Genomic DNA, 13,182 nt, shown 5'->3' on the forward strand with positions numbered 1-13,182 from the left:
TTTGCTTAAAAGACTCGGTTTGGTTTTTTTCAATATGGCTATCCGTTCCTCATCGCCGCGGCGTCCTTTTAGCGGTCTATCGCGTGGCCATTGCCGAGGCATAGGCATACTAAACAAAAGAGTGGGCGCGACATGAAATCTGTCAGACCACGTAAGCACTTGGAGAGTGAGGAGAAGCGTGAGTCGGACGCAACTTCCCGCGCAACCGGGTCAGTTACTGCCTCCCGTGAAAAGCACACCCTCGTCTGGGGAATTCTCCGACTTATCCTCGGTGTTATTCAAATGGCATTTGCGGCTGCAGCGATGCTTCGCCTGATTTATACCGGGCTATCGCGTGACGCCCTCATTTGTGCGGCCGTTGCAACGATTGCTACGTTAGGGAGTCGGGTATTGTTTCGCGGTCGAAGAGGACTCGTTGATGTCTAGCAATGTCGGATTCAACTGGTAGGCTTCTCTCGATGAGTTGTCGATCGTCACAGAAACTGCATGAACTGAGCACCCTCGAGAGCTTTACCGTTGATGATGTTGGTTCCTGGACCGACTGAGAGAACTTGGAAGGCGAGTGTCGCTAGGCGAATCGCAGGGTAACCGATCTTCGTTCGCACTAAGCGCGGCCGAAGTAGTCATAGAACCACCCTTGGCTGGCCACAAGATATTTGCGCGGCAACATCCGGCTATCAGCGTAATAATATCCCGCCGTCTGACTAACAGACCGAACATGGCGACTGACAGGGTCAACTTGGCCAAGCGCAAGTATGGTGATGAGATTACAAGCGGGGTAACTTGTGCGTCAATTTGAGAGACCGAGATCCCAAAGGAGTAAAGGGACACTTGTTACGCAACCAAAATACCCGACTATAAAAAAACGGCGGTACCAAGGAATGCGGGAACTCACGCTTCCCAGAGATGCTACTAGCGATTGGGACGGCTAGATGTGGAGATTCGTACCCGAGGTGGAATATACGTACACGAGGTGGCCAAGACTTTACATAAATAGAATTATCAATGTCGAATAAAATTCCTAAAGGGTTAGAGATTTGGTATTCAGATAACAAAAATTAGAAAAAAATCGGCACTTAATTTTACCAAGTATCGTTTTCATGAATTATGCACAATTCGAAGCACCATGATAGTTAGAGCTATCATCCCCTTCATTTGACACACATCTGGAGGAGGGCGCTTCGAACCGGCCGCATCCGCCTGTCCGTACGTGCCTGTGACTGATTCAGCCGACCGCCCAGTCCCGTATTGGCAGACTGACCTAGTCGAGCGCGCTTGCGCCCCTCCCAAACTGGAATATTGTAAGAATACTGTACATACATACAGTATTTGGAGGTCATATGGAACAGTGGGTGCGAGTTCAAAACGAACGCGATCGCTTGGTGCTCGCGTGGCTACGCAGCCAGGCTGGCGATGCGGCGATCATCAACGCGTCAACCCAAAGCGCGACGTTTGGCGGAAAACCGTATTTGTCGGCGATTTGCCGCTTTTTACGACTGATACCGCCGCGCTTTGCGCGTAGTGCGGTTGGCAACGCCGATATTAGCGAGCGATGTCTCGCTGACATCTACCGGATCCTCGACACTCCCCGAGAGGCAGCATCAATGAGAAGCCGTTGAGTGCCTAGCTGCGGCGAATGCGACCGTGTGTCACTAATAGCCAAATTCCCTCCATTAACGGATCGCGCCGCATGGAGCAATGTCGATCGGTTCTTGACTTGGGCATAGGATCGATAAAATAGACCCTGATCAGACCACTCCGCCGCATCAGGGACACTAAGTGACCGAACTTCTAACCATACTGGGCCTGCTCACCGACAATATCGGTTGGGTCCTGATTAACATTGCAGTGCCCGTGATTTTGCCGCCCGCAGGTCTCTTATTGGCTCGGCTGATGCCTCTTCAGCAAGCCGAACGGGAACGCACCCGCATCGTGACGACGATTCAAGACGGTCAGCTCGGCTGGCTCGCGCTCGCGTGGTCGGCCGCCACCATCTACGAGGCATGGGAGTATATGGAAGCGAAGGGTCATGTTTTCGCGTGGGTTGCGGTCCTGCTGGCGTCCGAAATCGTCGTCGTGCTCACCGCGATGTTCATTGCCGCCGGCGGTGCGGTCACCGCCGACACGTCGACCAATCGCTCAACGAGGTTGAGCGGGTCTATAATAGTTGCCACGATGTCTGCGATGTTGTTCATCGCGACCCACCTGAAAACCCTGCGCTGAGGAGCTGCGATGTCGATTTTGACGAAAGAGCAACACGCGAACACCTGGACGCGGGAGCAGGCACGCACGTTTGTTTCGCGCGTCAGCGGGTACGCAGCGTTCGCCGCCGGCGTCGTTGGTTTGGCCGCCTTGTTATTTATGAACCACTAAGGTCCTTTTTCTCAAAAAAAGCCCCGTCTTAAAAACGGGGCTTTTTTTATGTCTACAGGGGGCGGATTGACAAGCAATCGCCCCTGCAGATTATGAACCAAGGCGAATCTAGCGCTAAGCCGATCTTGCTCACCCCGACACGAGATCCTGCGACGATATGTTCCGTCAGCCGGGGTAAAGGGTCGTGCGTGGCGCGAAGCTTAGATGCAAGCCGTCGCCTGAAAACGCGGAAGGGCGAGTGGATCTTTAAGGAAGTCCGACGCTGTATCGTCGAAGCCAAATTGCGCATCCAACCGAAAAGCGACACCTGGGGTGTCGGGCGGCTTTCTGTGAACACGCTTGCATCATTAATGGATAATAAGCATTTCGTCATATCATAAGACCATGCTATCTACCCGAAGCGCAGCCGCCATCCTTACCTCGACTGTTACGGCTTTCACTATTGCGGCCTGCGGGACCCATTCCGCACCTACTCAGGAAAATTTCAAGGCGGCGGTCCAGGCCTACCTCGACAAGCAGCCAGCCGTATGCGTGCAATCACCGTCTGCCGATATCCCGTTCGACGCACCGAAGAGCACGCATCGGGGCGTTGACGACTTTGATCGTGCTCAAGCAATGAGTTCCGCCGGTCTCCTTGAAGCTAGCCCCGGAAAAGTTGCGTTTCGCGGGGATAAAAGTCTGATGGTTGAGGGCGCTCACTACGTGATAACGGAGACTGGCAATAAATTTCTAGTGCCGGCAGGGAAAGTCAGCATCTATCCTTCGTTTTGCGGCGGCAAAGCGGATTTAAAGGAACTCGCTGTTATCACACCGCCCACGGGCACTAACGTTGGGTCACTGGCAATCGTCCGCTTCGGTTATGTTGTGACCGATGCTCCGGCATGGGCACGCAACGACGAAATGCAAAAAGCGTTTTCGCAAAATCTACGAGCGATGAGTCAGACCACATACCAGCAGATGTCAATCGCACTTACCAAGGACGGATGGACGGCGGCATATTAGGAAATACGACGCCCCTCCGTCGAAGCGCGGCCGACTATCGAAGGATGTTGGAACAACTGTTCTAGCTCTTGGCCTGCGCTGATTTATTGATGGGTGCGGTAGGTTAAAGATTCGCTTCATTTAACCGATATTGGATGGAGCGGCCCCAAATTTCCCAAGCGGGCCGATTTTAGGCTGCAAGCACCAAGAAAATGCTGCGATTACCGTGGGATTTATTATATGCAGGTAACCAAATTAGCCTTCGGTTACTGAAGCTCGAGGCACATTTTAACGAGCAAGTGCCCGAATCGGCTGAGATCGAACTGTATTCCCAGTTGGCGCACGAGACAGGTCACACTCATCCGACATTGCGAATTCTTCACCAGGTCAGCGATGTTTTCGCGAATCGCGCAGACCTTACAAGCGTGTTGCCGTACAGCGCTTTAACCAAGATTGCACTACTACGACCAACTAGGCGTGAACTGGCGATTGCGGCACGAGCAGTGAACATTGATCCGACGATCGACGGGGATGAAATCGTCGCAATGATCGTCGCGCTTCGGCGATCCGCATTAAATAATTAATGCGCGAATCGCGCGGACGCTTGACTTCCTATCGATGCATTTATCATCGCTAAAACTGAGAAAGGAAGACCAATGAGCGTAACTAAAGAACCAATTCTAGAAGCTGAACACGATGTATTGTTGGAAAGATTTTCCCGAGTCATCAACATCGGGCGGCCCAACAACTTGGATAGAGTTGGGCTAGGCAGACAACTGGCAAAGGTTTATCAGTTTGTGGCTGATGTTTTCGTCGCAGAAAGAAGAGACTCAGTTTTCGTAAGAAATCAGGCAGCCTCTAGAGCACTAGCTTACTTTCACAAAAAACATCGAATTGCTCCGGGGACTGCGCGGCACTTAATGCGGGTCGCAGAGAGATTCGGAAACGATCATGAAGTTTTAGAAACTTTTTCTTGGACCGAGCTTCGGATGTTGCTGTCGTATGACGACGCAGTCGTCCAAGAAGCGGTGAGCTACAAAAGAGCGTACCCAAAGATAACGAGTGACGATTTTTCGTTACTTGTTAAGCATCTTCGAAGCAATGCTTCGAAGTCGGACGCCCAGTCATAAGAACAAATTGGCTCGATAATTTTGAGACTTACGAACTAGAAGATTATTTGGCTGCGGCCGGTAAAGATTGGTCCCGGACGCAACCCGGCGGCTTACATAAAAGTCCGCTACCCAACCCAACCCGGCGAGCGTGAGCGGCCCATCTCTCGCATTCCGTTGGCTTCGACTTCGCCATATCGATAAGGGCAGCCCTCCCGATTGAGAAAGAGCCGCCAATGGTTGATTTCTGAAAAATCTGTTGCGGTCAGCATTAGAAACGGTCCGCTCCCATTCCCTGCAGCTCCGGTAATGCGCTCGTGCGAAACGCCAGCAGTTTTGAGCAGCTTGGCGCTGGCTTCGCCGAATTCGAGAACGAAAACTTGTTGCATCACGAAGCGCCTCGCGCGATGTGTCGTCGGACGTACTATACTGTATAAAAACACAGGTATGACCCATGTCAGCGCTCCCAGATTTCGAAAAAATCCACCCGTCGTTGTGGAGAGGATCCCAACTCGCCCGCACCGCGGGTAGGGTCATCGATACGGGCTACAAGGCGCTGTCTGCCGAGCTCCCAGGTGGGGGCTGGCCGATTAGTGCGCTGATTGAACTTTTGACGGCTCAGTCGGGCATCGGCGAGTTGCGCATTTTGCGGCCAGCGCTTGCTTCGGTCGCAAACAAATCAATTGCGTTAATCCAGCCTCCCCAAGTGCCAAACATGCACGCTTTTGCCTATATGGGAATCGATCCAGCTAAGCTGGTGTGGATCTCTCCGGAAAAATCAGCGGATTCACTGTGGGCTGCTGAGCAAATCCTGAGAGCAGGCAGCTTTGGTGCGGTGCTTTTTTGGCAGCAGCACATTCGCAGCGAGTCACTGCGTCGCCTAACTCTCGCGGCACAGTCAAATGAGACCTTGTTTGTATTGATGAGGCCTCTCGCGAGCGCACAAGATAGTTCTCCGGCATCGCTACGGCTCGCGCTACGACCGGCCGAGAACGGTGTTGCAGTAGAAGTGATCAAACGCAAAGGTCCTATCGGCAACGGAAGCTTTGTGGTGCCGGTGGGTCCGGCGCCGTCACTGATCAGCCCGTTCGCACGAAGGTCTCGGAAGTTGTTTGTTAGGGAGCCAGGCAAGTCAACAGTCATAACGCCAGCCGACGTTTCGGCACCCTAATCTTTGTCGGCAGTTTATTTTTAACCACATCGCGATGAATACCTACACCATTGGGCAGATTGAAGACGCAATTAACTACTGGCGTGAGCATCAAGCGTCGGGTGAGGACGCAGCACTCTGCCCACGCGCACGCGTGCTTGCCGACATCTACGGCGCAATGATCTACTACCGCAACGAAACCGTCTTAGCCAACACGTTATCGGCTGCACAGAATGAATCACTCAGCTTGGCGCTCAATCAGCATCCACTTGCACTATAAACTTGATTCCCGGTTTATAACGAGCTGCGTGGCGGTTCGTTCTCCGGTCTAACGAGCTAAAACGTTGGTGCGTGCGAAACAGATTGGTTTAGCATCACCCGTTTGCTCGCTTGATAGCAGCCAGCGCTTGCGATCGAGCAATATCTGCGTATAGCTCGGCCCACTTTCCGATAAGCGACGTGTCGTCTGTGAGAAACAGAGGATGCTCAACCCAGGCGCTCACTTCCGCCCCCTTCCAGCCGGTTTCGAAGACGCGCACGTCTTCATCGTCGCTCACGCCCGATCCGACCAAATCAGCAAACGATGCGAGGTTGTATAAATAGACGTCCGCTTCCGGAATGTCGAACAGCACCGCGAGCGTTCTCACCGCACGGCGGTTCGCCGCTTCCCTGCTTCTTGCCAATAAAAAGACCACGCTCTCATCGCTGCTCTTCGGTTTTCCGAAAATGACTCGGTAGAGAGATGTCCTGCATCGATCGCTTAACTGCGTGCTCATGAGAACTCCACGGACTTGACATGTCCCTCTTGGCGATATTCTAACCACTGACATGTTTGATCAAAACAAAACGGGGAGCAAATGCCCAAACCCACGAAGGCACAGCAGGCACTCATGCAGCAGCTCGACGCCGGCCACAACATCGACGTGATCGCTTCGAACCTTGGCAAAAGCGTATTGGCTGTTCGGCAGCAGATTGCGCGGTTGCGAAAACGAATTGAAGCTGGCCACATCCGCCCGGCACCGCTTCCTATCGAAAAGGCAGCGGGCGCCCTGCGCGTGTATCTCGCTGGTTTCGACGTATTTCGGATCGATGCAGTCGACCACGGCGCTTACCTAAAAGATCTGTGTCGAAAAGCAGGTTATGTCGGCATGTATCCGTTTGACAACGAAGCACCGTCAAACTTAGGCCCTGCTGACAAAGCGGCATGGATCTGTCGCGCGAACATCGAGGCCATCCGATCGGCAGACATGGTCATGGCGAACCTGAACGATTTTCGGGGACGAGGCGAGTCAGACAGCGGCACGGCGTTTGAAGTTGGTTTTGCGGCCGCGCTGGAAAAGCCTATATGGGCGTATCGATCCGACGCTCGATCGCTTGTGGAACAGATCGCTGAAACGTCCGATGCGCTCTCCTCTCTCCCCATGTGCGCGCTTGGATACGTCGTTGAAGATTTTGGTCTAAGCGTCAATCTGATGTTGGCCAGTTCGGCTCGCTTGGTAGTAGGTGGCCCGGCCGATTGTCTGCGCGAGATGAAGAAGTTCAACAATGGCGGACGCCCTTGTTTTGCTGACGGGGTTAGCGAAGCGGAGCTTCGTATATATTAGGGAAAGGGCAATTCCAGTATATCTATTTTATGAACGACTTCGGTTGGCTAGACGACCCCCAAGCCGCGTACGACGAATGGCAGCGAAACGACGCTGTCGGCGCGGACCGGCGGCCATTTGCTGAACAGTCAATCACTCAACATCGATCTATGTTCGCGCGATTCCACCGACACCTTGCGACCCACGGCAAGACGGTGGCTACCTTCGGCTCGGCAGAGATCGACAATTTCTTTAACGCGCTTGTCCATGAAGCGCGCCCAGATACGACGACGCAGCTCCGTTACCTCAAGCTGATTGATCGCGTCTCACGTCACCTTGTAGCAATGAAGGTTCGCAAAGACAACCCCGCTTCGTTGATGCTCGTTGGCCAGGCTTGGCCAGACGACGAGCCCACTCCGGTCTTCCTATCGGAGGACGACGACAAACGCCTGCAAGATGTGTGTGTCGCTCCAGCAGATGCTCCGTTCAAAACGCTTCGAAGCGTGGCGATCGTCGCCCTGTTTTTAGGTACCGGTATTACGTCGGCCGAATGCAGGCAACTTGACCTTGATGACCTGGACGTTGCGGGTCTTCGACCTGATGTGTACATCGAGAAACGTGGACCGCGCATCGCTCGGCGTGTGCCACTCGAGCCATTCTGCGTCGATGTTCTTCGCGAGTACGTTTCAGCGCGGCGGTTGCTTGCATGCTCGACTCGCTACTTGTTCGTGGCAACAGCAACGGGCAAACCGATGAAAGACGACACCTTAGGAAAGTGCGTCAGAAGCGCGCTAGGTAAGATCAACGTAACAGCGGCTGATATGAGCCCCCGCCTTCTTCGAAACACGTATGGGCGTCGGCATATCGCAATGGGAGGCACCAACGAGCAAGTCAGTAATCTGCTCGGGCTGTCGAGCCATCGGACCGCTGCAAGATTGCGCCAGACGCTAGACCTATCCCTGGAGCAGCGTCTCGATGAAGGCGTAGACCGGTCAATCCGGCTTTAGATCGAGTGTGTTCGTTGCATTACAGAGCCGCGCGAAGGCGCGGACAGAGCCCGGCTTAATCCACGGACACAGGAATTGGTGGGACTGGCAGGCCCGCACTGCTCCGGTAGCGTGCGGCTGCTTGCGGCCATTTTCGGACGTTCAAAAAGAGAAGCCCACGGCCTTCCTAATGCCTGTTCCTCGCAGCAACCGGTCATTCGTCTTCTTTCCTGCCTAGTCGTGTGTCGGTCCACTTCGACCTTAAGGTGGACATGAACGCTCATGTTGGCGTCGGGGCGAATGCGCCGCGAACGGATCGGCCGCTGTATTAGCCAATGTCTTGTCTTCGGACTGTCGCTGCCAACTCGTTTGATGATCGAGCCGTTCCGACTCACCAAGATGGAATGGCCGGTCCTATCGATTTCCACTCCCGCGTCAGCCGCCCTCTTTCGTTCATGGCAAAGCCCTTGCGCAAGATAGTATGTCGACGCTCTGACGTTGGCTCGGTGTACGTCCTCGACCGGAGCGAGCACGGCACCGGCGGGGCGAATCTTGTCGGCTCCCACGTATGTCAGATCGGCTTAAACTAACATCAAACCTACCTCAATTTCTTCGTCAGATGAAAAAGCCAGTTCATGCTGCGGGCAATCAGACGGCAGCGCCTCGTGCGGCTTCGGCGCTCGATTTTCCCGTCGTCGGCATTGGTGCATCTGCAGGCGGCATTCAGGCCCTGATCCGATTCTTTGAACACGTGCCACGGGATCCAGGCATGGCGTTCGTGGTCGTGCTGCACCTCTCGCCTTCGCACGAAAGCCAGGCCGACAATGTTCTGCGGCGGGTCACAGGGATGCCGGTCTCGCAGGTGACCGAGGCCACGCCCATCGAAAAAAACCATGTATATCTGATTTCCCCGGCGACCGCGCTGTCGATGACCGATGGCTATTTGTCCGCAACGCCAGCAGAGCGGAGGCACGGGGGGGGGGCGGTTGCGATCGACCTCTTCTTCCGCAGCCTCGCCGAGGCACACGGCGAGCGTGCGATCAGCGTCATTCTGTCCGGGTCGGGCAGCGACGGCGCGATAGGCATTGGCCGCATTAAGGAGTGTGGCGGAGTCACGCTGGCCCAGTCGCCGGAAGATGCCGAGTATGCAGAGATGCCGGCCAATGCGATGGCAACCGGCCAGGTCGATATCGTGCTTCCGGTTGCCGACATCCCGCAGAAGCTGATCGAATTGAATGAGAACGCCCGTTCGATTACCTTGCCGTTAGCCGAGGGCGAGCCAGCAGAGGCGGTACTTGACGCAACGGAGGACGGAACGGCCTCGGCAGAACACGCGCTGCATCGCATTCTGAAAACGCTGCGCATTCGCACCGGCCATGACTTCCGGCACTACAAGCGTGCAACCGTACTGAGGCGAATCGAGCGTCGTTTGCAGGTCAACGGCCTGCCGGACCTGCTGGCCTATCAGCGCTTCGTCGAAACGCATCCGGAAGAAACAGGCGCGCTGCTTCGCGACATGCTCATTGGCGTGACGAACTTCTTTCGCGACCGTGAGGCGTTCGAGGCCGTCGAGCGCGAAGTCGTGCCTGCAATCATAACGAGCAAGGTGGAGGCCGATCCCCTTCGCGTATGGGTGGCTGGATGTTCCACAGGTGAAGAGGCCTACTCGCTCGCCATGCTGTTTAGCGAGCGCAAGGCGGAGGGTGCTGAGTTACCGAGACTTCAGATATTTGCAACGGACCTCGACCAGCAGGCGATCGAACTCGCGCGCACGGGCAGCTACCCGGAGTCGATTCTGACCGACATCCCGCCCTCGCGCCTGCGGCGTTTCTTTACGCTCGAGCGCGGCCGCTATATCGTTAACAAGGCGCTGCGCGACAGTGTTCTGTTCGCGCCTCACAACGTGCTGCGCGATCCGCCGTTCTCGCATCTCGATCTCGTGTCGTGCCGCAACCTGCTGATCTATCTCGACCGGACCGTGCAGCGTCAGGTGCTCGAAACTTTCCATTTCGCGCTTCAGCCTGGCGGTTTGCTGTTTCTGGGGACCTCGGAGTCGGTCGACACCGCGGACGATCTGTTCAGCACGGTCGACAAGAAAAATCGAATCTATCGGGCGAGGACGCTGCCCACGAGAGTCCCCGTGATCTCGTCGCCGGCTGTGACCGGCAACCAGTCAACCGCGCCGCGTGCGCTCGCACCGACACCCATGCACGACTCGACCAGCCTGACTTTCGCGAGCCTTCATCAGCAGGCGATCGAACGCTACGCACCGCCGAGCGTGCTGGTGGACCGCAACGCGGAGATCCTGCACATGTCCGACGACGTCGGGCGATTCCTGCGATATGTCGGCGGCGAGCCCTCGCATAATCTGCTCACGCTCATCAACCCCGACTTGGGGCTCGAATTACGCACCGCGCTTTTTCAAGCGCTGCAGAACGGCAGGAGCGTCGACGCCGAGCGGGTGCGGTTCTCCCGCGGCGCCGCGCATTCCTACGTGAACATGACGGTTCGTCCGTTCAACGACGCGACGAACTCGACCGTGTTCTGCACGATTTTCTTCGATGAGGTCGATGAGACGACCCGGCCCGACGCGGCGGCGCAAGACAGTGCGGATCGGGATCCCGTCGTCGCACATCTCGAGGGCGAATTGCATCGCACCAAGGAACTGCTGCAACTGAGCATCGAGCAATCCAACGCATCGAACGAGGAACTGAAGGCTTCGAACGAAGAACTTCAGGCGATCAACGAAGAGATGCGCTCGGCGACCGAAGAACTCGAAACAAGCAAGGAAGAGCTCCAGTCGGTCAACGAGGAACTTATCACCGTCAACGGCGCCCTTCAGCTCAAGGTCGAAGAAACGGCGAAGGCCAACGACGATTTGCAAAACCTCATTGCGTCGACGGGCATCGCCACGATCTTTGTCGACAGCGACATGCGCATCAAGCGATTTACGGCACCCGCTGTCAGGTTGTTCAACCTGATCGAAACGGACATCGGACGTTCCCTGTTCGACCTGACGCATCGCCTGATTTATCCGGAACTGGCCGCCGACGCGAGCGCTACTTTCCAAAGTCTGCAGATCACGCAGCGCGAAGTCGGCACGACGAGCGGCGAATGGTATCTAATTCGGCTGCTGCCTTACCGTACCGCCGAAGACCGCATTGACGGCATGGTGTTGACGTTGATCGACATCACGGAACGACGCGCGGCCCAGCACGAGGTGCGCCTGGGAGAGGAACGGCTTAAGCTTGCCGCACTCGCCACCGACGACTACGCGATCATCGTGCAGGACTCGGACGGCAGGATCGTGAGCTGGAACAGGGGCGCGCAGCGAGTGTTTGGTTATGACGAACAGGAGGTGCTGGGCAAGCCCGTCGATCTGATCTTCACGCCGGAGGATCGAGCACAAGATGTCGCACTCCGGGAACGGGAGACCGCAAGGACGATTGGTCGGGCGGAAGACGAACGGTGGCATCAACGCAAAGACGGCCGGCGAATCTACTGCAGCGGGGTAATGACCACGATCACTAGCGAAGGCTTCACCGGATTGGCCAAGATCGTTCGTGACATGACCGACAGGAAGAGCGTGGAGAGTCAGCAGCAGTTGCAGCTCGAGGTGGAGCGTGCGACGCGCGCACAAGCCGAATCGGTCAATCGCCAGAAGGACGAGTTCTTCGCCGTACTGTCACACGAACTCAAGAATCCGCTGAACCTCATCCACGTAAAGGCTGAGCTGCTCAGTCGTGCGCCGGATGCACGGCGCATTCCTCTGGTACAGAGTGCGGCTGAGGCCATTCAGCGCTCGGTGATCAGTCAGGCGAAGATCATCGACGATCTTCTCGACTTGTCTCGGGTGCGCACGGGTAAGCTCGCGCTGAATTTCGCCGACGTCGACCTTGCGGCCATCGTTCGCTCTGTAACGGAAGCCTGCGCCAACGATGCAAGGAATAGCGGCATCGCCCTGAGTACGTCGCGGATCGACACGGCGCTTGTCATCCAGGCTGATTCCGTGCGCGTCGAACAGATGTTATGGAATCTTCTTCGCAACGCTCTGAAATTCACGCCTCGTGGGGGCAGTGTCAGGGTGGTGCTGACCGAAGATAATCGCTTCGCCTGTATCGAGGTGAAAGACTCGGGCAAGGGCATTGCGCCGGAGTTCCTGCCCAAGGTCTTCGACATGTTCAGTCAGGCGGAAGGGAGCGTCAAACGGGATAGCAGCGGACTGGGGATCGGTCTGTCTCTGACGAAGCAACTGGCCGAAATGCATGGTGGGAGGATTGAAGGTGAATCGGCAGGGATCGGTCGAGGCGCCTGTTTCCGCTTGTGGTTACCCAAGAATTCGCCTTATGCCACGCGCGCGAAGTCGACGGGCGTCCCCGACCCGAGCATTCTCAAGGGGCTGAGGGTCCTGCTAGTCGATGATTCGATCGAAGGCCTCGAGGCGTTTGGCGCGCTGCTCGAACTCGAAGGCGCAGAGGTCACCGCGGAGTCCAGTGCGCGCAAAGCGGTTGCCCTGGCGATGGATCGTCAGTTCGATCTGATCCTGTCGGACATCGCCATGCCCGAAATGAGCGGGTACGAACTGATCGAAGCACTGCGCAAGCAGCCCAATACCGCGAAAGTTTCAGCCATAGCGCTGACGGGGTTCGGGCGTGATCAGGATGCTGCGCGTGCGTTGCGTGCCGGCTTTGATGCGCATATTGGAAAACCGGTAACGTTGAGTGCGTTACTGGGGGTGCTCGGAACGAACTTGCCGCGGAAACCATAGCAAGTCGGCGCTGCGACAGCGTATTGTTTGCGGCGGGTTTCATATCCGGTTGACCCAGTGCGGGGACGCCGAATGACCGCTGCATTGCAAAAAGGGCCATCCGTACTGCCGGAAGGTGAACGGCAGAAACGGGTCGGCAACAGTCAACCGTGCCCGTCATTTCTGAAGTTGAAAGAGCAGTCAGCGCCCTTGGGCAGGCTTCTCCCGCTACGGCGCGGACCCATGCCGTCGC

At 56.0% G+C, this 13,182-nt stretch carries 11 protein-coding genes; 9 read left to right on the plus strand and 2 right to left on the minus strand.

Annotated elements, in window-relative coordinates; all coding sequences use genetic code 11:
* Positions 1–1,340 precede the first annotated feature (1,340 nt).
* From ACRWA7_RS33980 to ACRWA7_RS33995, 4 genes are all read left to right on the plus strand, one after another.
* Positions 1,341–1,619 carry a hypothetical protein gene (locus tag ACRWA7_RS33980; RefSeq protein WP_438396916.1) on the plus strand — a complete coding sequence of 93 codons (279 nt, stop codon included), beginning with the start codon at positions 1,341–1,343 and terminating at the stop codon, positions 1,617–1,619.
* 160 nt (positions 1,620–1,779) lie between these two features.
* Complete coding sequence (locus ACRWA7_RS33985; protein ID WP_438396918.1) at positions 1,780–2,223, plus strand: hypothetical protein; 444 nt, start codon at positions 1,780–1,782, stop codon at positions 2,221–2,223.
* Positions 2,224–2,232: 9 nt separating this feature from the next.
* Complete coding sequence (locus tag ACRWA7_RS33990) at positions 2,233–2,373, plus strand: hypothetical protein (protein ID WP_438396919.1); 141 nt, start codon at positions 2,233–2,235, stop codon at positions 2,371–2,373.
* Positions 2,374–2,757: 384 nt separating this feature from the next.
* The gene (locus ACRWA7_RS33995; RefSeq protein ID WP_438396920.1) at positions 2,758–3,375 is read left to right on the plus strand and encodes a hypothetical protein; all 618 of its coding nucleotides are present in this window, start codon (positions 2,758–2,760) and stop codon (positions 3,373–3,375) included.
* A 1,216-nt stretch (positions 3,376–4,591) separates the two neighbouring features.
* On the opposite strand, the gene ACRWA7_RS34000 is transcribed toward ACRWA7_RS33995, so the two are convergent.
* Complete coding sequence (locus ACRWA7_RS34000) at positions 4,592–4,852, minus strand: hypothetical protein (RefSeq protein ID WP_438396922.1); 261 nt, start codon at positions 4,850–4,852, stop codon at positions 4,592–4,594.
* A 65-nt stretch (positions 4,853–4,917) separates the two neighbouring features.
* Between ACRWA7_RS34000 and imuA the strand changes: the two genes are divergently transcribed.
* Positions 4,918–5,634 (plus strand): translesion DNA synthesis-associated protein ImuA, encoded by a 717-nt coding sequence (imuA, locus tag ACRWA7_RS34005; protein ID WP_438396923.1) that lies wholly within the window; start codon positions 4,918–4,920, stop codon positions 5,632–5,634.
* 34 nt (positions 5,635–5,668) lie between these two features.
* On the plus strand, positions 5,669–5,893 hold the full coding sequence (locus tag ACRWA7_RS34010; RefSeq protein WP_438396925.1) for a DUF3717 domain-containing protein: 225 nt from the start codon (positions 5,669–5,671) through the stop codon (positions 5,891–5,893).
* A 94-nt stretch (positions 5,894–5,987) separates the two neighbouring features.
* On the opposite strand, the gene ACRWA7_RS34015 is transcribed toward ACRWA7_RS34010, so the two are convergent.
* Positions 5,988–6,389, minus strand: coding sequence for a hypothetical protein (locus tag ACRWA7_RS34015; RefSeq protein ID WP_438396926.1), 402 nt, complete (start codon positions 6,387–6,389; stop codon positions 5,988–5,990).
* Between the two features lie 114 nt (positions 6,390–6,503).
* Here ACRWA7_RS34015 and ACRWA7_RS34020 point away from each other — a divergent pair, with 114 nt between their 5' ends.
* The 3 genes from ACRWA7_RS34020 to ACRWA7_RS34030 all read left to right on the plus strand — a co-directional run bounded on the left by ACRWA7_RS34020 (position 6,504) and on the right by ACRWA7_RS34030 (position 12,950).
* Positions 6,504–7,217: a nucleoside 2-deoxyribosyltransferase gene (locus ACRWA7_RS34020; RefSeq protein ID WP_438396927.1), complete on the plus strand. Its 714-nt coding sequence runs from the start codon at positions 6,504–6,506 to the stop codon at positions 7,215–7,217.
* Positions 7,218–7,246: 29 nt separating this feature from the next.
* Positions 7,247–8,203, plus strand: coding sequence for a tyrosine-type recombinase/integrase (locus ACRWA7_RS34025; RefSeq protein WP_438396928.1), 957 nt, complete (start codon positions 7,247–7,249; stop codon positions 8,201–8,203).
* 598 nt (positions 8,204–8,801) lie between these two features.
* The gene (locus ACRWA7_RS34030) at positions 8,802–12,950 is read left to right on the plus strand and encodes a CheR family methyltransferase (protein WP_438396929.1); all 4,149 of its coding nucleotides are present in this window, start codon (positions 8,802–8,804) and stop codon (positions 12,948–12,950) included.
* Positions 12,951–13,182 lie beyond the last annotated feature (232 nt).

Source organism: Caballeronia sp. DA-9 (assembly GCF_051615025.1).
In the GTDB taxonomy this organism is placed as follows: Bacteria; Pseudomonadota; Gammaproteobacteria; order Burkholderiales; family Burkholderiaceae; genus Caballeronia; species Caballeronia sordidicola.